Source organism: Tepidiphilus sp. J10 (genome assembly GCF_006980785.1).
In the GTDB taxonomy this organism is placed as follows: Bacteria; Pseudomonadota; Gammaproteobacteria; order Burkholderiales; family Rhodocyclaceae; genus Tepidiphilus; species Tepidiphilus olei.
In genome coordinates, this window is record NZ_SBHP01000001.1 from 922,409 (window position 1) to 940,907 (window position 18,499).

Sequence of the window (18,499 nt, forward strand, 5' to 3'; positions counted from 1 at the left end):
GAGGAGGGGATGAGCCGTATCGTATCGAAGGTGGACCCGCGCGGGGCGGAGTTCGCCGCCAATGCGCAGTGGATGCGCGGCCTGGTCGCGGATCTGGAAGAGAAGGTGGCCCGCGTGCAGCAGGGCGGCGGGGAAGAGGCCCGGCGGCGCCACACCGCCCGCGGCAAGCTGCTGCCGCGCGAGCGCATCGAGCGCCTGCTCGATCCGGGCTCGCCCTTTTTGGAGGTCGGGCAGCTGGCCGCCTGGGGGATGTACGACGACGAGGCCCCGGGGGCCGGCATCGTGACCGGGATCGGCCGGGTGCAGGGCGTGGAGTGCATGATCGTGGCCAACGACGCCACCGTCAAGGGCGGCACCTACTATCCGATCACGGTGAAGAAACACCTGCGCGCGCAGGAGATCGCCCAGCAGAATCGCCTGCCGTGCATCTACCTGGTCGACTCGGGCGGTGCCTACCTGCCGCTGCAAGACGAGGTCTTCCCCGACCGCGACCATTTCGGACGCATCTTCTACAACCAGGCCAACATGTCGGCCTTGGGCATTCCGCAGATCTCGGTGGTGATGGGCTCGTGCACCGCGGGCGGGGCCTATGTGCCGGCGATGTCCGACGAGACCATCATCGTGCGCAACCAGGGCACCATCTTCCTGGGCGGGCCGCCGCTCGTGAAGGCGGCTACGGGCGAAGTGGTCACGGCCGAGGAGCTCGGCGGGGGCGATGTGCACACGCGCATCTCCGGCGTGGCTGACCATCTCGCCGAGAACGACGCGCATGCGCTCTATCTGGCGCGGCGCATCGTGGCGCACCTCAACGCGCGCAAGCCCGTGGATCTGTCGTGGCACGACGCCGAGGAGCCGGCCTACGATCCGCAGGAGCTCTACGGCGTGGTGCCGCAAGATACACGCAAGCCCTACGACGTGCGCGAGGTGATCGCGCGGCTGGTCGACGGGTCGCGTTTCGACGAGTTCAAGGCACGCTACGGCACCACCCTGGTGACCGGTTTCGCCGAGCTCTACGGCTTTCCCCTGGGGATCGTGGCCAACAACGGCATCCTCTTCGGCGAGTCGGCGCAAAAAGGGGCGCACTTCATCGAGCTGTGCGCCCAGCGCGGTATTCCGCTCCTCTTCCTGCAGAACATCACCGGTTTCATGGTGGGCAAGAAGTACGAGAATTCCGGCATCGCCAAGGACGGGGCGAAGATGGTCACGGCCGTGGCCACCGCCCAGGTGCCCAAATTCACCGTCATCATCGGCGGTTCGTTCGGCGCCGGCAACTACGGCATGTGCGGCCGGGCCTATTCGCCGCGATTCCTGTGGACCTGGCCCAACAGCCGCATCTCGGTGATGGGCGGCGAGCAGGCCGCGAGCGTGCTTGCCACCGTGCGGCGCGACGCGATCGAGGCCAAGGGCGGAACGTGGTCGCGCGAGGAAGAAGAAGCCTTCAAGGCACCGATCCGCGAACAGTACGAGCGCCAGGGGCACCCCTATTACGCCACGGCGCGCCTGTGGGACGATGGCGTGATCGATCCGGCGCAGACGCGGCGCGTGCTGGGGCTGAGCCTGTCGGCGGCGCTCAATACCCCCATTGCCGAGACGCGATTCGGCCTGTTCCGCATGTGACGGAAAAGAATCGAGGAGGAGAGGATGTACGAGACACTGGTGATCGAGACGCGCGGGCCGGTGGCCACGGTTTGGCTCAATCGCCCGGAGGTGCACAACGCCTTCAACGCCAAGGTGATCGAGGAGCTCACGGCCGCCTTCGCGCGGCTCGATGTCGACACGCAGGTGCGCGTGGTCGTGCTCGCCGGGCGGGGCAAGAGCTTTTCCGCCGGGGCCGATCTCAACTGGATGAAGGCGGCCGGAGCGGCATCCTTCGAGGAGAATCTCGAAGACGCGCGCCGGCTCGCGCGCATGCTGTGGCAGATCGCGCACCTGAGTAAGCCCACCATCGCCCGGGTGCATGGCGCGGCCCTGGGCGGCGGCATGGGGCTGGCGAGCGCCTGCGACATCTGCATCGCCTCGCAGCGGGCGGTATTCGCCACCTCCGAGGTGCGTTTGGGACTCATCCCGTCGGCGATCAGCCCGTACGTGATCCGGGCGATCGGCGTGCGCCAGGCGACGCGCTATTTCCAGAGTGCCGAGCGCATCGACGCCGCCCAGGCCTTTGCCTTGGGCCTGGCGCACGAGGTGGTGGAAGAAGAGGCGCTCGATGCCAAGATCGAGGAGGTGGTGCAGGCGCTGCTCGCCGGCGGGCCCAAGGCGCAGGCGGCGGCCAAGGCGCTCATCGACGCCGTGGCCGACCGTCCGCTCAGCGAGGCGGTGCTCGAAGACACGGCGCAACGCATCGCCCGCTTGCGCGCCACCGACGAGGCGCGCGAAGGGCTGAGCGCTTTCCTGGAAAAACGTCCTGCTGCCTGGGTGCCGCGTCCTTGAGGAGGGAGCAATGTTCCAAAAGATTCTGATCGCCAACCGCGGCGAGATCGCCTGCCGCGTGATCGCCACGGCACGGCGGCTCGGCATCGCCACGGTGGCGGTCTATTCCGATGCCGATCGCAACGCCCGCCACGTGCGGCTCGCCGACGAGGCCGTGTGGATCGGGCCGCCGCCGGCGCGCGAGTCCTACCTCAATATCGAACGCATCCTGGAGGCCGCACGGCGTACCGGCGCCCAGGCGATCCACCCCGGCTACGGATTCCTGTCGGAGAACGAGGACTTCGCCCAGGCTTGTCTCGATGCCGGCATCGTCTTCATCGGCCCGCCGGTGGAGGCGATCCGCAAGATGGGCTCCAAGGCCGAGGCCAAGCGCCTGATGGAGGCGGCCGGCGTGCCGCTCACGCCGGGCTATCACGGCGAGGAGCAGGACCCGGAGTTTCTTTTCGAACAGGCCCGGCGCATCGGCTTTCCGGTGCTCATCAAGGCGAGCGCCGGCGGCGGGGGCAAGGGAATGCGGCGCGTCGATCGGCCCGAAGATTTTGCCGAGGCGCTCGAATCCTGCCGGCGCGAGGCGCGATCGAGCTTTGGCGACGACCGGGTGCTGATCGAGAAATACATCCTGCGGCCGCGGCACATCGAGATGCAGGTCTTCGGCGACAGCCACGGCCAGGTGATCCATCTCTACGAGCGGGATTGCTCGGTGCAGCGCCGCCACCAGAAGGTGCTGGAAGAGGCGCCGGCCCCCGGCATGACCCCCGAGCGGCGCGCCGCCATGGGCGAGGCGGCGGTGGCGGCGGCCAAGGCGGTGGGTTACGTCGGCGCCGGTACGATCGAATTCATCGTCGAGCCTTCCGGCGCTTTCTACTTCATGGAGATGAACACGCGGCTGCAGGTCGAACATCCGGTCACCGAGATGATCACCGGGCTCGACCTGGTCGAATGGCAGCTGCGCGTGGCCGCCGGCGAACCGCTGCCGCTCGCCCAGGACCAAATCCCGCTCGAGGGGCACGCGATCGAGGCGCGCATCTACGCCGAAGATCCGGCCAAGGGGTTCCTGCCCTCGGTGGGTCGGCTCGTGCACTTGCAGCCGCCGCCCGAGAGCGTGTGGGTGCGGGTGGATACCGGCGTGGAGCAGGGCGACGAGATCACGCCCTATTACGACCCGATGATCGCCAAGCTCATTGTCTGGGGCGAAAACCGCGCACAGGCGCTCACGCGCATGAGGCAGGCGCTGGCGAACTACCGCATCGTCGGCGTGGCGAACAACGTCGAATTCTTGGGAAAACTGGTCGATTCTCCGGCCTTTCGCCAGGCGGATCTCGACACCGGCCTCATCGAGCGCGAATCGGCCTTCCTCTTCGGCGCACCCGAAACACCGCCGCCGGCGGCCTGGTTCGCCGTCTCCTGCGCCGAGCGCCTGGCCGAGGCGCGCCGCATGCAGGAGTTTGCCCGCCGCGCGCCCGACCCCACCTCGCCCTGGCATGCGGTGGACGGCTGGCGCGTCAACGCGCCGGCGCTGCGGCGCTGGCAGTGGCGCTGCGGCGAGGCAACGCGCCGCGTGCAGGCCCGTTGTCTGGGCGAGAAGCTGCAGCTGCAGTTGCTCGACGAGAAGGGGGAGATTCTGGCGAGCGCCACCGCCTGGGGCGCGATGCTCGACGAGGAGAACTTGCGCCTCGAGATCGACGGGCGGCGGACGACCGTGACCGCGGTGATCGCCGGCAGCCGGCGGCACGTCTTCTTCGATGGCCGCGCCTGGGTGTTCGACCTCTGCGGCCAGGAAGGGGCGGAAGGATCCGGCACCGGGGTCGATGCGGCCGGCCTCACCGCGCCCATGCCGGGGCGGGTGATCGCGGTCAAGGTCGAACCGGGGGCGCGGGTGAGTCGCGGACAAACTCTGGTGGTGCTCGAAGCCATGAAAATGGAACACGCCATCGTCGCGCCGGCCGACGGCGTGGTCGAGGCGGTGCGCTTTGCCGTGGGCGAACAGGTGCCCGACGGGGCCGAGCTGGTCGATTTCGTACCTGCCAAGGAGGAGGCGTGATGGAAGGACCCGCCAAGGTCACGCTCGTCGAAGTGGGGCCGCGCGATGGCCTGCAGAACGAGAAGACCCCGATCGCCCTCGAGCACAAACTGGCGCTGATCGAGCGGCTCGCCGCCTGCGGCCTGAAGGTGATCGAGGCCACCGCCTTCGTCTCGCCCCAATGGGTGCCGCAGATGGCCGATCATGCCGAAGTGATGCGTGCCCTGCGCGGGCGTCGCCGCCCCGGCGTGCGTCATCCGGTGCTCGTGCCCAATCTCAAGGGGCTGGAAGCGGCGCTCGCGGCCGGCGTCGACGAGATCGCCGTCTTCGGCGCCGCTTCCGAGACCTTCAGCCGCAAGAACATCAACTGCGGCATTGCCGAAGCGCTGGAGCGTTTCCGACCGGTGGTGGCACAGGCGCGCGCCGCCGGGGTGCGGGTGCGCGGCTACGTCTCCTGCGTGGTGGGCTGTCCCTACGAAGGGCCGGTGGCGCCGGAGAAGGTCGCGGAGGTCGCCGCCGCCCTCTTCGAGATGGGTTGTGAGGAGATCTCGCTGGGCGACACCATTGGTGTGGGGACGCCGCAGCAGGTGGTCGCCATGCTCGAGGCGGTGGCGCGGCGCGTACCGCTCGAGCGGCTCGCCGGACATTTCCACGACACCTACGGCATGGCGGTGGCAAACGTCTACGCCGCCTGGCGCTTCGGGGTGGCCACGTTCGACGCCTCCGTCGCCGGTCTGGGCGGCTGTCCCTACGCCAAGGGGGCCTCGGGCAACGTCGCCACCGAGGAGCTGGTCTATCTCTTCGACGGCCTGGGCGTGGAGACGGGCGTGGACTTGAAAGCGCTCATCGAGACCGCCTGGTGGGTGAGCGGGCTGCTCGGGCGCGAACCGGCCTCGCGCGTGGCCCGGGCGCTGGGCGGATCTTGCGCCGCGCCGCAGTCATGACGGTCGTCGCCTCGCCCTGCATCGGCGTGTGCCGGCTCGACGAGCAGGCCGGCTGGTGCGTCGGCTGCCTGCGCACGCGCGAGGAAATCGCCCGCTGGCGCGACGCGGACGAGACCGAGCGCCGCCGTATCCTCGCGGCGGTGGCGCGGCGTCGCGCCGCGCTCGGTGAGAGGGAAGCGAACAGCCAGGCGCTGGATGCGCAGTCGGGCGCCGCGCAACGCGGCGATCCGGCGGTGCCGTAGCGCGTTCGAGGCGTTCCATGGAACCCGAATGCGTTGGTATCTGCACGATCGAAGACGGAGTATGCGTCGGCTGCGGCCGGCGCATGTATGGCGAAGAATCGGGAGAAACGATGACGACGAAGACTCTGCCCCAGGGAATGGTGGTGCTGCAGCGCGGCTGGCTGTCGTCGAACTCGGTGCTGCTGCGCGGCACCGACGGCTGGACGCTGGTCGATAGCGGTTATGTGACGAAAGCTGGCGAGACGCTGGCACTTCTCGAAGCCACGGTACGGGGCGAGCCCATCGTACGGCTGGTCAACACCCATTCTCATTCGGATCATCTCGGCGGCAACGCCGCGGTGGCGCGGCGCTACGGTTGCCCCATCTGGGTGCCGGAAGGGCTGGCCGATCCCATCGGACGCTGGGACGAAGCTGCGCTGCTGCTGTCCAACGCCGGGCAACGGGCCGAACCTTTCTCCTATTCGGCAACCATTGCCCCGGGCGATACGATCGCGATGGGTCAATGGGAATGGCGTGCGATCGCCGTGCCGGGGCACGACATGCACGCGCTTGCCTATTTCGAGCCGACGCACGGCGTGCTCATCAGCGGCGACGCCCTGTGGGAAGATGGATTCGGCATCCTCTTTCCTTCCCTGCTCGGCCAGGCCGACGCCATCGCCGCGGCGCGCGAGGCGCTCGCGGCGATCGAACGCCTGCCGGTACGCTGGGTGATTCCGGGGCACGGCGCCCCCTTTGAGGACGTCGCTGCCGCCCTGCAGCGCGCCTGGGGTCGGCTCGAAGCCTTCGCCAACGATCCCCGGCGCATCGCGCGCAACGCCCTGCGCGCCTGCGTCACTTTCACCCTGCTCCAACGGGGGTGCATGGAGGAAGAAGAGCTGCGTACCACTCTGGCCGGGGTCGAACTCTTCCAACGCGCTCTGGACTGGATCGAACTGACGCCCGAGGAGGCGGTGCGCTGGTTGGGCGAGGAACTCGAGCGCGCCGGTGCGATCCGCCGCGCCGAAGGGCAGTGGCAGGCGATGCTGCCGGCCTGATCGCCCCGCGTGCCCGGGCTCGCCGACGGTGATACGATCGGTCTTTCGGTCTTTTCGGGAGGCGGCATGACGAATCACGAACGATTTCATGAACGCTGCCAGGATTTCCTCAAGGCCACCGATCGGCTCGCCGAAGCTTGCGCCCAGCCGTACTCCGAATTTCTCCGCGATTCGGTCATCCAGCGTTTCGAATTCTGCTGGGAGCTCGCCTGGAAGGTCCTGCGACTCAAACTGCTCGAGGAGGGAATCGAGGCGCTCACGCCCCGCGAAGTCTTTCGTGAGGCGCTGGCCGTGGGGCTGCTGCACGACGGCAACGCCTGGAGCCAGGCCCAGCGCATGCGCAACCTCACCAGCCACACCTACGACGAAGTCCTGGCCGAGGAAGTCTATCGCTTCGTCTGCCGCACGGGGTTGCCCCTTTTTCAGGAACTCGCGCAGCAGGTGCGTCGATGGTCGTCGCAGTGACCGACCCGTCGGGTCTCGCCGACGAGATCCTCGACGACCTGCGCCGCGTCTTCGCCCGTCATCCCGCCATCGAGGAGGTACGCCTCTTCGGTTCTCGCGCCAAGGGAACGCATCGCCCCGGCTCCGACATCGACCTCGCCGTGTTCGCCCCCTCGATGAGCGAGGCGGAATTCGCCGCCCTGTGGCAGGAGATCGACGACCTTTCCATCCTCTTCAAGATCGACCTCCTGCACTGGGATCGCCTCGCCAATACAGTCCTCAGGGATAAAATCCGCCGGGAGGGGAGGCGCATTTATCCGCAAGGAAATCCATGATTCCCGAGCGGGTGGTGGAGGAGCAGAAGTCCGGTTCGAAGAGGGGAATGACTGAACCATCGGAGAGGACCCAATGCGCATCGTGCTGGTGAGCGGGCTTTCGGGCTCCGGCAAGACGGTGGCCTTGCGGGCGCTGGAGGACGCGGGGTTCGTGGCCATCGACAACCTGCCGGTGGCCTTTCTCGCGCCGGTGGTCGAGCATCTGGCGCGGCTAGGGGTGGGGCAGGTGGCGATCGCCATCGACGCGCGCACTGGCGGGCTGGAGGCGTTGCCAGACACGCTGGAGCGCCTGGCGGAACAGGGGCATGGCGTCGATCTGCTCTTTCTGGAGGCGCGCGACGGGGTGCTGCTCGAGCGCTTTTCCGAGACGCGGCGCACGCACCCGCTGGCGCGCGAAGGACGGCCGCTGGTGGAGGCGATCGCCCTCGAACGGGAGCTGCTCGCGCCGCTGTCGCAGCGGGCGCACCGCATCGATACGAGCGATCTCTCGGCCGGAATGCTGCGCGCGTGGATCCGCGAGTTCGTTTTCGCCGGAGAGGGCGGCTGGCTCACGCTCACCTTCGAATCCTTCGGCTACAAGCACGGAGTGCCGCTCGATGCGGATCTGGTGTTCGATGCCCGCTGCTTGCCCAATCCGTATTACGACAAGGCGCTGCGCCCCTTGACCGGGCGCGACGAGCCGGTGGTGCGCTGGCTGGAGGCGATTCCGGAAGTGGGGGCGATGTTTGCCGAGATCGCGGGGTTTGTCGAGCGGTGGTTGCCGTGCTACGAGCGCGAGCATCGAGCCTATCTCACGGTGGCGGTGGGCTGCACCGGCGGGCAGCATCGCTCGGTCTACCTGGTGGAGCGGCTGGGGCGGGTGTTTGCGGCGCGCGGGCGCGTGGTGGTGCGCCACCGGGATTGTCCCGCCGCGTACTCTGGTTGAGGGCGCTTTGCTCAGGGGGTGTGAGGGGGTTGGGTCGCCTCGCCCAGCGCGCGGGCGGCGGTGAGTAGGTTCTCGGTGATGCGGCGCACGTAGGCCGTGTCGTTCATCATCGAGGTGGCTTCTTCGGGCGAAATCTCTCCGTTCTTCAGCCATTCTTCCAGCAGACCGTTCGCCAAGGGGTCGAGCTGGGCCAGCGCCGTGTGGGTGACCATCGTGAGCTCGGCCGCACTGCCGTCGCTGCCCTGCTCGCGCGGCAGATTGGCGATGGCATAGAGCGTTTCGACGAGGTGACGGCGGTAGCGCAAGTACTGGCGGCGGATGATCGGATTGGAGTGCGTCAAACACCGTACGAGGTTTTTCTGCAGGTGCTTGGTGTCTTTCACCGCTTCCTGGATCGCGGCGCTGGCCTGCAGGATTCGCTGCATTTTGGTGGCGACTTCCGGGGTGGCGGCGATGCGGGCGGCAAAGTCGACGATGAGCCCGGAAAGCGGTTTGATGCGTGAGCGGTACAGGCCATCGATGTCCAGCGTATGGATTCGCGCGGGTGGGCGATCGAGTTCGTGTGGATTTTCGCCAGCGCGCATGGCTTTGGGATCGACCTGCATCACCAGGGCGATGAGGTCGATCGCTCGGTCGAACAGGCGCCAGGTTTCCTTGCGCAGCGATTCGAGGGCGATCTCGGGTGTTTTGAGCTGGGCGGGCGAGAGGTATTTGGGGGCGGTGAGCGTTTGGGCAGTCTCGGGCACGAGGGTTTGCAGCAACCGGAGAAAGCGGGAGAGGTTTGGCAGGAGGAGGCACACGCCCACGAGATTGAAGAAGGTGTGGAAGAAGGCGAGTTGCAGCAGCGGATCGTCTTGCGGCAGGCCGATCAGCCTCGAGCCGAGTAGCGTGCCAGCGAGAAAGAGCGGAAAGGCGGCCAGCGCGAGCAGGGCGGTGAAGACGTTGAAGAGAACGTGGCCGAGCGCGAGCCGCTTGGCGTCGAGGTCGGCGCCGATGGAGCCGAGCAGCGCGGTGACGGTGGTGCCGATGTTGGTACCGATGGCGATGGCGAGCGCATTGTCAAACCCTATCTGCCCGGAGGCGAGTGCGGCCACGGTGAGCAGCATGGTCGCGTGGCTCGATTGCATCACGAGCGTGATGAGGGTGCCGACCACGGTGTAGGCCAGTACCCCCTGATACCCCGGTAGGGCGTAGGCGCTGAGGTCGAACTGGTGCTGGAAGAGTTCGAAACCGATCTTCAGATAATGGATACCGAATAGGATCAGCCCGAGGCCGATCAGGACGTGTCCCGCGGCCGAGAAGGGGCGTTCCCGAGAAAAACGCAGTACCATGCCCAGCGTGACGAATGGCAGGGCATATCGCGCCAGATCGAGCGAGGTGCCCAGCGTGGCGAAGATCCAGGTGCCGGTGGTGGTGCCGAGGTTGGCGCCCAGGATGATGGCCAGGCCGCCGCCGAGAGTGACCATCCGCGCGGAGACGAAAGACATCGTCAGGAGCGAGACGATGCTGCTCGATTGCACCGCGGCAGTGGCGAAAAATCCAAAGGCGAGCCCGCCGAACGTGCTGCGGGTGCTCGTGCGTATGAGCGTGTCGAGCGTGCTGCCGGCGAGCGCCTTCACCCCGTCTTCGAGGGAGCGCAGACCCAAGAGGAAAAGCGCCAGACCGGCGGCGATCTCGTTGGCGGTGGCGCTGCTCATGAGCCACCAGCCGAGCAGTCCCAGCAGCAGCAGGCGCGGTAGGTTGCGCGCCCAGGCGGGCCATAGTGCGATCGGCTTCATCGGCGCGAGGGCGGGGGAACGAGCAGCCGCCCACCGCGGCGCCGCACGGCCTGGGCGGCGTAAGGGTGGGTGCTCTGGTGCGCGTGGCAGATGGCGCAGGCGAGCGCGTCGGCTGCGTCCGCACCGGGGGCGGCATCGAGGCCGAGCAGCCGCTTCACCATCTCCTGTACCTGGGTTTTGTCGGCCTTGCCATAGCCGACCACGGCCTGCTTCACCTGCAGTGCCGTGTATTCATGCACGGCCGTGGCGCCGAGGATTGCGGCGCAGAGCACGGCGCCGCGCGCCTGCCCCAGGAGCAGGGTCGATTGGGGGTTGAGGTTGACGAAGACTTTTTCGACGGCGATCTCGGCCGGGTGGTAGGTGGCGATGAGCTCCTCCACGCCGCGAAAGAGCGTGGCGAGCCGCTCGGGTAGGGTGCCTTCGCCGCTGCGGATGCAGCCGCTGGCGACGTAGGCGAGCCGGGCGCCGTGTCGTTCGATGACACCGAACCCCGTGATGCGCAGCCCCGGGTCGAGGCCGAGGATGCGCGCCGCCGTCATGGTTCCTCTTCGTCGAAGACCGCCGAGGTATAGACCGCCTGCACGTCGTCGAGCGATTCGAGCGCGTCGAGGAGCTTGCGCATCTTGGCGGCATCCTCGCCCGTGAGCTCGATTTCGTTGAGCGGTTTCCACACCACTTCGGCCATGGCCGGGGTGAAACCGGCCGCTTCCAGCGCCGCGCGGATGCGCTCGAGCTCGAACGGCGGGGTGATGACCTCGATCGACCCGTCTTCGTTGGGGATCACGTCTTCGGCTCCGGCTTCGAGCGCCGCTTCGAGGAGCGCCTCTTCGTCCGTGCCGGGGGCGAAGATCATCTGGCCGCAGTGCTTGAACTGGAAGGCGACGCAGCCTTCGGTGCCGAGGTTGCCGCCGTGCTTGCTGAAGGCGTGGCGCACTTCGGCCACGGTGCGGGTGCGGTTGTCGGTGATGCAGTCGACGAGCACCGCCGCGCCGCCCGGGCCGTAGCCTTCGTAGCGGATCTCTTCGTAGCTCACCCCTTCGAGCTCACCGGTGCCGCGCTTGATGGCGCGTTCGATGTTCTCGGAGGGCATGTTGTGTTCTTTGGCTTTGTCGATGGCGGCGCGCAGCCGGGGGTTGAAGTTCGGGTCACCGCCGCCGTTGCGGGCGGCCACGGTGATCTCGCGGATGAGCCGGGTGAAGATCTTGCCGCGCTTGGCATCCTGCCGTTCTTTGCGGAAACGGATGTTTGCCCATTTGGAATGGCCAGCCATTGCCTCTCCTGCCGCGTTGCGATTGAGTTTGCACCTTGGGCCAATTATACTGTGGGATTCTCTTTCCCCGGCTTGCGCGCGATGAATCCGGCAGAACGCAACCGTCGCCGTCTCGAATGGTTGAGGCAGTACGTCTTCGATCCCGTCTACTGGTCACGGGGGGAAGACTTGGTGCAACGGGGAAGAGTGCGCTCCTGCGAGTTCTCTGTCGACGAGCGGCGTTGGCACATCGCGGGCCGGGTCCAGGGCACGCAGCGTGCCCCTTACGCCCAGAACATCGATGTTTCATGGAAAAGTGAGGGCGACGTCAAACCCTCGTCCATCGAATGTTCCTGCACCTGCCCCATCGGGGAGGCGTGCAAGCACTGCGCGGCGCTGCTCATCGAGTTCGGCGAACGGCTCTTGGAGCAGGAGACTGCCGAAGCGGAAACGCTCGACACGCCGGGTTCAGGGGATGCCGCGCCACCACCTGAAGAAGAGGGACGGATCCCCTTGGGCGAGCTCGTCGAGCTCATGCTCGGCAACCGGCCCCTTGCGCCGGGCAAGGGGGGCGTTTCCGCCGTCGCCGAGCGGGCCGCCGAGATTCTGGAGGCCAAGCGTTCCCCGGCGATGCGCTGGATCGAGGAGACGGCCCGCTTGCGCTTTCATCGCCACGAGCCGCACCCTCACCCGGGGCCGAACCAGCAGCCGCCGGAGCGCATCCTCTACGACGTGCGGCTCGACGAGCGCCGCGGTATCTTCGGCTGGAATGCCTTCCTCACCCGTCCCTACAAGCGCGATCCGCGCCGCTTCGTCGCCGGCAAACCCGTCGATCTCCTCACGATCTACTACCACCCCGAAGTCTACGGAGCGCTCACCGTCGCCGATTTGATGGGGCTGGCGGTGGCCTCGATGCACGGCCCGCCGCGAACCTGGCTGGGCGCGGCCTTTGCCGCCATCGTCCAGAGCGGCCGCGCCTGCCTGGGGTCGCACACGGAGGGGATCTTCCTGCGCTGGGGCGAGCCGAGGCGCTTGCTGTGGCTGTGGCGCGAGACGGCGCGCGGAGCCTTTCAGGGCGTGTGGCACGTGGAAGGCAATGGCGATGCGGGCATCGTGCCGCTGCGCTTCATGCAGCCCTGGCACTATTTCCAGCGAAAGACCCATACGGTGGGCCCTTTGTTGCTGCCCGAAGGGCTCGATTGGGGCGACGTGGAGCGGCTCGATGCCCTGCCGCCGGTGCCTCAGGAGGACGCGCCGGTGTTCGCGCGCCGTTGGAGCGAGCTCTTCGGCCAAGCCTTGCCGGCCCCGGCGCCGGTGGCGACTACGCGGGTCGAGGAGCCGGCGCGCTTTCTCCTGATCCTGTGGCGCGACGAGCAAGGGCGGCGGCGCGTGCGTCCCGAAGTGCGCTACGGCGAAGTCGCCGTCGATGCTCAGGGGCGAGTCCATCATCCCTTCGGGGACGAGGTGCGCCTCGAGCTGCCGCACCGCTCGGTGGCCCGGGAAAAACAGTGGTTCGGCACGGTGCGGGTGCTGCTCGAGCCGCTGCGGATGACGCTCGCCTGGCCCGATTTCGCCGAATACGAGGCGCAGGCCGAATCGCCCTTGCTGTGGCACGAACTGCGCGAGCGGCTCGAATCCGGGGTGTTGGGCGAGTTTTCCCCCGAGATCGAGGTGGCGGACGATTTCTGGCCGCAGGAATGGGAGGCGAGCACGGCGGACGTGGAGCTCGCCCAGGCCGACGAGGGGGGCGACTGGTTCGCGTTCGACGCCAAGGTGAAGGCGGGCGAGCGCGAGATCGACCTCACGGAGCTCGCGGCGGAGGTCTTCGAGCGCTATGGCGAGGACGACTGGCCGGAGAAAATCGTCTATCCCTTCCCCGAGGAGGATGCCTGCGCGGTGGTGCCGCTCGAGCCGATCGCGCCCATCCTCAAACTGACGCTCGAATTGCTGCGGCGCGAACCGCGGCGCGAAGGGCCGGTGCGGCTGTCGCGCTACGATTTTTCCCTGTTGCGCGAGTTGCCGCCTGGCACCTTGGCCCAGATCCAGGCGCCGACCCTCTCGGCCATGCTCGAGGAACTGGAGCGCCACGGCGGGCCCATGCCGGTGGAGGAGCCGCCGGGGCTGCAGGCGCAGATGCGCCCCTACCAGCGCACGGGCCTTGCCTGGTTGCAGTTCTGGCGCCGGCATCGCCTGCACGGGATCCTCGCCGACGACATGGGCCTGGGCAAGACGCTGCAGGCGCTCGCGCACCTCCTGGCGGAAAAGCTCGCCGGGCGGCTCGAGCAGCCGGCCTTGGTGGTGGCGCCCACCAGCCTCGTGGGCAACTGGGCGCGCGAGGCGGCGCGCTTCACCCCCGACCTGCGCGTGCTCGTCTGGCACGGCGCGCAGCGGCGCGAGCAGATCGAGGCAATCCCGGGGCACGACCTCGTCATCACCACCTACCCCCTCGTGTGGCGCGACGTGGAGCTCTTGCGCCCGCGGGCGTGGTCGGTGATGATCCTGGACGAAGCGCAGATGATCAAGAATCCGCGGGCGCAGATCTCGCAGCACGTGCGCAAGTTTCGCGCCGAGCAGCGCCTGTGCCTGACCGGCACACCCATGGAGAACCATCTCGGCGAGCTGTGGGCCCTCTTCGATTTCCTCATGCCGGGCTTTCTCGGCTCGCTCGAAACCTTCAACCGCTGGTACCGTCATCCGATCGAGCAGGAGGGCGACGCGGCGCGCCTCGAGCATCTGCGCCGGCGCATCCGCCCGTTCCTGCTGCGGCGCACGAAGGCGGAGGTGGTGGCGGAGCTGCCGCCCAAGACCGAGATCGTCCAGACGGTGACGCTGGGCGAGAAGCAGGCCAAGGTCTATGAGGCGATTCGGCTGACCATGCAGGAGCGCGTGCGCCGAGCGCTCGCCGAAAAGGGGCTCGCCCGCAGCCAGATCACGGTGCTCGACGCGCTTCTCAAACTACGGCAGGTGTGTTGCGACCCCTCGCTGGTCGACCTGCCGCAGGCGCGCCAGGTGAAGGAATCGGCCAAGCTCGACTGGCTGCGCGAAACCCTGCCCGAGCTCGTCGAAGAGGGGCGCCGCATCCTCGTCTTCTCCCAGTTCGTGCAGATGCTCGAGCGCATCGAGCCGGTGCTCGCCGAGCAGAAGATTCCCTATGTGAAACTCACCGGTAGCACCCGTCGGCGCGACGAGGTGATCGATCGCTTTCGCCGGGGCGACGCGCCGGTCTTCCTCATCAGCCTCAAGGCGGGCGGCGTGGGGCTCAACCTCACCGAGGCCGACACGGTGATCCTCTTCGACCCCTGGTGGAATCCGGCGGTGGAGGAGCAGGCGATCGACCGCACGCACCGCATCGGTCAGGACAAGCCGGTCTTCGTCTATAAACTGATCGCCGCCAATACGGTCGAAGAAAAAATGCTGGAGATGCAGGCGCGCAAACGCTCGCTTGCCGAAGGCACGTTGGAGACGGGCGAGGCGGGCGGGTTTGCGCTCACCGAAGAGGACGTGGCGGCGCTGCTCTCTTCTTCGCCGTTGGAAGTTTGACAGAAAGGAGCAAGGGCGATGCAACAACGTTACCAAGTCACGGGGATGAGCTGCGCGCACTGTGAGAAGGCCGTGGCCGAGGCGCTCAAAAAAGTACCAGGTGTGGAGCGCGTCGTGTCGGTGAGCCGCGAGCGGGAGGAAGTGGTGATCGAAGGCGACCCGAGCCCGCAGGCGGTGATCGAGGCGATCCTCGAAGAAGGTTATGACGCAAAGCTCGTCTGACGCGGGCGTGGCCGAAGAGGCCGAACTCGAGCTCGGCATTCGCGGCATGACCTGTGCCGCCTGCGTGCGACGCATCGAGCGGGGCCTGCAGCGCTTGCCGGGCGTGCGGCAGGCGAGCGTCAATCTGGCGCTCGAGCGCGCCACGGTGCACTACGACCCGAGCCGGGTCGACGAGGCCGCCATCCGGCGTACGATCCGGGAGCTTGGTTACGAGCCGGTGGCGCGGGCGCGGCAGACGTCCCCCGATGAAGAGGACGAAGCCACACGCATGGCGCGGCGCCGGGTGCTCTGGGCCGTGGGGCTCGCGGTGCCGCTCGTGCTGATCGCCATGGGGCCGATGCTGCCGGGTGGCGAAGCGCGCTTTGCCCGTCTCGCGCCGACTTGGGTGTGGCAGGCGCTGCAGGCGATCCTTTCTTCCGTCATCCTCTTCGTCTGCGGTGCGCCGCTGCTGCGTGCCGGCTGGGCGGAGCTGCGCCACGGCGCCCCGGCGATGAACGCCCTCGTCTTGCTGGGAGCGGGGGCGGCGTGGAGCTATTCGCTGCTCGCCTGGCTCGTGCCGAACATTTTTCCGCCGGGCAGCGCCCACCTCTATTTCGAGTCGGCCGGCGTCATCGTCGCTTTGATTCTGCTGGGACGCATGCTGGAGGCGCGCGCCCGCGGCCGGGCATCCCGCGCCATCTCGCGCTTGCTGCGGCTGCAGCCGCGCTCGGCCCGGGTTCTGCGCGACGACGGTTCGGTGTGGGAATTGCCCGTCGAGGAACTGCGCCCCGGCGACCGGGTCCAGGTACGCCCGGGTGAGCGCCTGCCCGCCGACGGCATCGTGCGCGAGGGAGCAGGCTGGGTCGACGAGTCCATGCTCACCGGCGAGCCGTTGCCCGTGGAAAAGCGCCCCGGCGACCGGGTCGTCGGCGGCAGCGTGCTCACTTCCGGCGGTTTCGCCATGGAAGTGACCGAAGTCGGCCGTGAGACCCTGCTCGCGCGCATCATCGCGCTGGTCGAACGGGCTCAGGCCGAGAAACCGCCCATCCAGGCATTCGCCGACCGCGTGGCCGGCGTGTTCGTGCCGCTGGTGCTCGCCGTGGCGGCGCTCACGTTTGCGCTCTGGCTGGCCTTCGGCCCCGAGCCGCGGCTCTCCTACGCTTTCGTCGCCGCGGTGAGTGTGCTGCTCATCGCCTGCCCCTGTGCGATGGGGCTCGCCACGCCCGTCGCCCTCATGGTCGCCACGGGGCGGGGGGCGGAATGCGGCATCCTCGTGCGCCGCGGCGCGACCCTGGAGCGGCTCGCCGAGATCGACACCGTGGTCTTCGACAAGACGGGCACCCTCACCGCCGGTCGACCGGCACTGGTGGCCTCGTCCTGGAGTGCGCCGGGCGAGGCGCAGCAGTGGCTGCTGCGCGTGGCCGCCTTGGAAAAAGCGAGCGAGCATCCCATCGCCGGCGCCCTGCTCGCGGCGGTGGGCGAAGTGCCGCTGTCCACCACCGAGGCGGTCGAACCGGTGCCGGGCGGCGGCATCCGCGGCCGTGTCGAGGGCGTGCGGCTCGCGGTGGGGTCGCGCCGTTTCGTGGACACGGAAACGGGTGCGCGGGCGCCAGAGCCGGTGCTGGAGGCGTGGGCCGAGGCGCAGGCGAGCGAGGGGAGAACGCTCGTGTGGGTGGCGGTCGAGGGAGTGCCCGTGGGGGTCATTGCGTTTGCCGATCCGCTCAAGCCCACGAGTGCGGCGGCAGTGACCGAACTCCATGCGCTTGGCCTGAGGGTGGCCATCCTGTCCGGTGATTCCCACCGTAGCGTCGAGGCGGTGGCCCGGGCGCTCGCCATCGACGAAGTGCGTGCCGAAGTGCGCCCCGAAGAAAAAGCCGAGGCGCTGCACCAATGGCAAGCGCAGGGACGGCGGCTCGCCTTCGTCGGCGATGGCATCAACGACGCGCCGGCGCTCGCCCGGGCCGACGTGGGCATCGCCATGGGTACCGGCACCGACGTGGCGATCGAGACCGGTGACGTGGTGCTCATGCGCGGCGACCCGGCCGCCGTGCCGCAGTCCGTGCGCCTCGCGCGCGCCACGCGTCGCACCATCCGCTGGAATTTCGTCTGGGCCTATGGCTACAACGTGGTACTCATTCCGCTCGCGGCCGGTGCGTTCCATCCGTGGACCGGCTGGCTGCTCGACCCCATGCTTGCCGCCGCGGCGATGAGCCTCTCCAGCCTCTTCGTGGTGACGCACTCGCTGCGCCTGCGCCGGGCGATATGAGCGACCTGGTGCTCTTCGGTGCCTTCGACCGGCACAACTATGGCGACCTGCTGCTCGCCCGGCTCGCCGCCGAAGCCAGTGGCGGGCGGCGCGTGCACTTCGCGGGACTGCGTGCCTGGGATGCGCGCGCCGTGGCCGGATTCGCCGTGCATCCCCTGCCCGAAGTGCTCTCGGATCTGACCCCGGGCGGCTACGACCTGCGTCACGTCGGCGGCGAGATCCTCGACTGCGATGCCTGGACCACGGCGGTGATGCTGCTCGACGAGGAACGTGCCGCGGCGAGGGCGATCGCCCGTTTCGATGCCGACCCCTGCGCCCGTCGTCGCGAGGCGGTGCGCCTGCTCGGTACGCATCGGCCGCTGCCCTACGTGCTGCGCCGGCGCGATGCACCTGGAGTGCGCCGCCTCGAGTTCGCCCCTTGCGGCGGTACGGGCCTCGACACCTTGCCGCGCAGCATCCAGCGCGCCGCACTCACGGCACTCGCGGAAGCGGACGAAGCGCGCGTGCGCGATGCCCGCACCCGAACGATCTTCGCCCAACGAGGATCGTACCTGCCGCTCGCGCCGGATCCCGCCGAGGCGCTCGCTGCCTCGAAGCTTGCGCATGCCTTCAGGGCGCGTGCGGACGACTGGCGCGCACGTCTCGGCGCCTATCGCCTGGTGCAATTCGCCGCCGAATGCGCCACCGATCCGTGGCTCGCGGCGCTGGCCGCCTGGCTGGAATCGCGCCAAGAAAACGGGGAACGGCTCGCGCTCGTCCGTGCGGGTGCCGCCCCGTGGCACGACACGCTGGAAGCGCTCGAGCGCCTTTTTCGCTTTCTCTCGCCTTCGAGCCGGGCGGCGACGTGCCTCATTGCCGAACTCGAGCTCGAAGCGATCGGCGGGCTCGCCGCCGGCGCGGTGGAAGTCTGCGCCACGAGCCTGCATCTGCTGCTCACCGCCCGCGCGTGCGGGGTACCCGCCGTGGCGCTGGAGCGTGAACCCCAGGCCGCACGCAAGCTGCGCGCCTATTTCGGCACCTGGCATCCGGAACAACTCTTCTGGGCGTCGGGTTCGACCTGTCGTCCGGTGGGACGATGTTTTGTGGAGTAA

Annotated in this window: 16 protein-coding genes; 13 read left to right on the forward strand and 3 right to left on the reverse strand. The window is 68.3% G+C overall.

The features are described 5' to 3' along the window. Positions 1–9 precede the first annotated feature (9 nt). From EPD81_RS04495 to rapZ, 9 genes are all read left to right on the forward strand, one after another. Positions 10–1,617, forward strand: a complete 1,608-nt coding sequence (locus EPD81_RS04495; protein ID WP_142804178.1) for a carboxyl transferase domain-containing protein — start codon at positions 10–12, stop codon at positions 1,615–1,617. Positions 1,618–1,641: 24 nt separating this feature from the next. Further along, positions 1,642–2,430: an enoyl-CoA hydratase/isomerase family protein gene (locus tag EPD81_RS04500; RefSeq protein ID WP_142804179.1), complete on the forward strand. Its 789-nt coding sequence runs from the start codon at positions 1,642–1,644 to the stop codon at positions 2,428–2,430. 10 nt (positions 2,431–2,440) lie between these two features. Next, on the forward strand, positions 2,441–4,471 hold the full coding sequence (locus EPD81_RS04505; protein WP_142804180.1) for an acetyl/propionyl/methylcrotonyl-CoA carboxylase subunit alpha: 2,031 nt from the start codon (positions 2,441–2,443) through the stop codon (positions 4,469–4,471). Beyond that, positions 4,471–5,394 (forward strand): hydroxymethylglutaryl-CoA lyase, encoded by a 924-nt coding sequence (locus EPD81_RS04510; RefSeq protein WP_142804284.1) that lies wholly within the window; start codon positions 4,471–4,473, stop codon positions 5,392–5,394. Before EPD81_RS04505 ends, EPD81_RS04510 begins: the two co-directional genes overlap by 1 nt. Then, positions 5,391–5,636, forward strand: a complete 246-nt coding sequence (locus EPD81_RS04515) for a DUF1289 domain-containing protein (protein WP_142804181.1) — start codon at positions 5,391–5,393, stop codon at positions 5,634–5,636. The genes EPD81_RS04510 and EPD81_RS04515 overlap by 4 nt, the downstream gene beginning before the upstream one ends. A gap of 110 nt (positions 5,637–5,746) precedes the next feature. Continuing rightward, positions 5,747–6,670: an MBL fold metallo-hydrolase gene (locus EPD81_RS04520; protein WP_142804182.1), complete on the forward strand. Its 924-nt coding sequence runs from the start codon at positions 5,747–5,749 to the stop codon at positions 6,668–6,670. 66 nt (positions 6,671–6,736) lie between these two features. Then, positions 6,737–7,135: an HI0074 family nucleotidyltransferase substrate-binding subunit gene (locus tag EPD81_RS04525; protein WP_142804183.1), complete on the forward strand. Its 399-nt coding sequence runs from the start codon at positions 6,737–6,739 to the stop codon at positions 7,133–7,135. After that, entirely contained in the window at positions 7,120–7,449 is a 330-nt protein-coding gene (locus tag EPD81_RS04530) for a nucleotidyltransferase family protein (RefSeq protein WP_142804184.1), read from the forward strand. The genes EPD81_RS04525 and EPD81_RS04530 overlap by 16 nt, the downstream gene beginning before the upstream one ends. Before the next feature lie 73 nt (positions 7,450–7,522). Then, complete coding sequence (gene rapZ, locus EPD81_RS04535) at positions 7,523–8,374, forward strand: RNase adapter RapZ (protein ID WP_142804185.1); 852 nt, start codon at positions 7,523–7,525, stop codon at positions 8,372–8,374. Between the two features lie 11 nt (positions 8,375–8,385). On the opposite strand, the gene EPD81_RS04540 is transcribed toward rapZ, so the two are convergent. The 3 genes from EPD81_RS04540 to EPD81_RS04550 are packed head-to-tail and all read right to left on the reverse strand — an operon-like array spanning position 8,386 to position 11,422. After that, the gene (locus EPD81_RS04540) at positions 8,386–10,152 is read right to left on the reverse strand and encodes a Na/Pi cotransporter family protein (RefSeq protein WP_142804186.1); all 1,767 of its coding nucleotides are present in this window, start codon (positions 10,150–10,152) and stop codon (positions 8,386–8,388) included. Next, positions 10,149–10,691, reverse strand: a complete 543-nt coding sequence (ruvC, locus tag EPD81_RS04545) for a crossover junction endodeoxyribonuclease RuvC (RefSeq protein ID WP_142804187.1) — start codon at positions 10,689–10,691, stop codon at positions 10,149–10,151. The genes EPD81_RS04540 and ruvC overlap by 4 nt, the downstream gene beginning before the upstream one ends. Further along, positions 10,688–11,422 carry a YebC/PmpR family DNA-binding transcriptional regulator gene (locus tag EPD81_RS04550; protein WP_142804188.1) on the reverse strand — a complete coding sequence of 245 codons (735 nt, stop codon included), beginning with the start codon at positions 11,420–11,422 and terminating at the stop codon, positions 10,688–10,690. Before EPD81_RS04550 ends, ruvC begins: the two co-directional genes overlap by 4 nt. An 81-nt stretch (positions 11,423–11,503) precedes the next feature. On the opposite strand from EPD81_RS04550, the gene EPD81_RS10720 reads away from it, so the two are divergent. The 4 genes from EPD81_RS10720 to EPD81_RS04570 are packed head-to-tail and all read left to right on the forward strand — an operon-like array spanning position 11,504 to position 18,499. Beyond that, a complete protein-coding gene (locus tag EPD81_RS10720; protein ID WP_221929210.1) occupies positions 11,504–14,941 on the forward strand; it encodes a DEAD/DEAH box helicase in 3,438 nt (1,145 codons plus the stop codon). Positions 14,942–14,959: 18 nt separating this feature from the next. After that, positions 14,960–15,163, forward strand: a complete 204-nt coding sequence (locus EPD81_RS04560; protein ID WP_142804189.1) for a heavy-metal-associated domain-containing protein — start codon at positions 14,960–14,962, stop codon at positions 15,161–15,163. Next, positions 15,144–17,408 carry a cation-translocating P-type ATPase gene (locus EPD81_RS04565; RefSeq protein ID WP_142804190.1) on the forward strand — a complete coding sequence of 755 codons (2,265 nt, stop codon included), beginning with the start codon at positions 15,144–15,146 and terminating at the stop codon, positions 17,406–17,408. The genes EPD81_RS04560 and EPD81_RS04565 overlap by 20 nt, the downstream gene beginning before the upstream one ends. Beyond that, positions 17,405–18,499: a polysaccharide pyruvyl transferase family protein gene (locus tag EPD81_RS04570; RefSeq protein ID WP_142804191.1), complete on the forward strand. Its 1,095-nt coding sequence runs from the start codon at positions 17,405–17,407 to the stop codon at positions 18,497–18,499. Before EPD81_RS04565 ends, EPD81_RS04570 begins: the two co-directional genes overlap by 4 nt.

What these genes read in the sequence shown, in the direction of transcription:
- EPD81_RS04510 (WP_142804284.1), top strand. Translation starts at nt 4,471, where the DNA reads ATGGAAGGACCCGCCAAGGTCACGCTCGTCGAAGTGGGGCCGCGCGAT.
- EPD81_RS04550 (WP_142804188.1), bottom strand. Translation starts at nt 11,422, where the DNA reads ATGGCTGGCCATTCCAAATGGGCAAACATCCGTTTCCGCAAAGAACGG.
- EPD81_RS04560 (WP_142804189.1), top strand. Translation starts at nt 14,960, where the DNA reads ATGCAACAACGTTACCAAGTCACGGGGATGAGCTGCGCGCACTGTGAG.
- EPD81_RS04530 (WP_142804184.1), top strand. Translation starts at nt 7,120, where the DNA reads ATGGTCGTCGCAGTGACCGACCCGTCGGGTCTCGCCGACGAGATCCTC.
- EPD81_RS04505 (WP_142804180.1), top strand. Translation starts at nt 2,441, where the DNA reads ATGTTCCAAAAGATTCTGATCGCCAACCGCGGCGAGATCGCCTGCCGC.
- EPD81_RS04570 (WP_142804191.1), top strand. Translation starts at nt 17,405, where the DNA reads ATGAGCGACCTGGTGCTCTTCGGTGCCTTCGACCGGCACAACTATGGC.
- EPD81_RS04525 (WP_142804183.1), top strand. Translation starts at nt 6,737, where the DNA reads ATGACGAATCACGAACGATTTCATGAACGCTGCCAGGATTTCCTCAAG.
- EPD81_RS04495 (WP_142804178.1), top strand. Translation starts at nt 10, where the DNA reads ATGAGCCGTATCGTATCGAAGGTGGACCCGCGCGGGGCGGAGTTCGCC.
- rapZ (WP_142804185.1), top strand. Translation starts at nt 7,523, where the DNA reads ATGCGCATCGTGCTGGTGAGCGGGCTTTCGGGCTCCGGCAAGACGGTG.
- EPD81_RS04500 (WP_142804179.1), top strand. Translation starts at nt 1,642, where the DNA reads ATGTACGAGACACTGGTGATCGAGACGCGCGGGCCGGTGGCCACGGTT.
- EPD81_RS04520 (WP_142804182.1), top strand. Translation starts at nt 5,747, where the DNA reads ATGACGACGAAGACTCTGCCCCAGGGAATGGTGGTGCTGCAGCGCGGC.
- EPD81_RS04540 (WP_142804186.1), bottom strand. Translation starts at nt 10,152, where the DNA reads ATGAAGCCGATCGCACTATGGCCCGCCTGGGCGCGCAACCTACCGCGC.
- EPD81_RS04565 (WP_142804190.1), top strand. Translation starts at nt 15,144, where the DNA reads ATGACGCAAAGCTCGTCTGACGCGGGCGTGGCCGAAGAGGCCGAACTC.
- EPD81_RS10720 (WP_221929210.1), top strand. Translation starts at nt 11,504, where the DNA reads ATGAATCCGGCAGAACGCAACCGTCGCCGTCTCGAATGGTTGAGGCAG.
- ruvC (WP_142804187.1), bottom strand. Translation starts at nt 10,691, where the DNA reads ATGACGGCGGCGCGCATCCTCGGCCTCGACCCGGGGCTGCGCATCACG.
- EPD81_RS04515 (WP_142804181.1), top strand. Translation starts at nt 5,391, where the DNA reads ATGACGGTCGTCGCCTCGCCCTGCATCGGCGTGTGCCGGCTCGACGAG.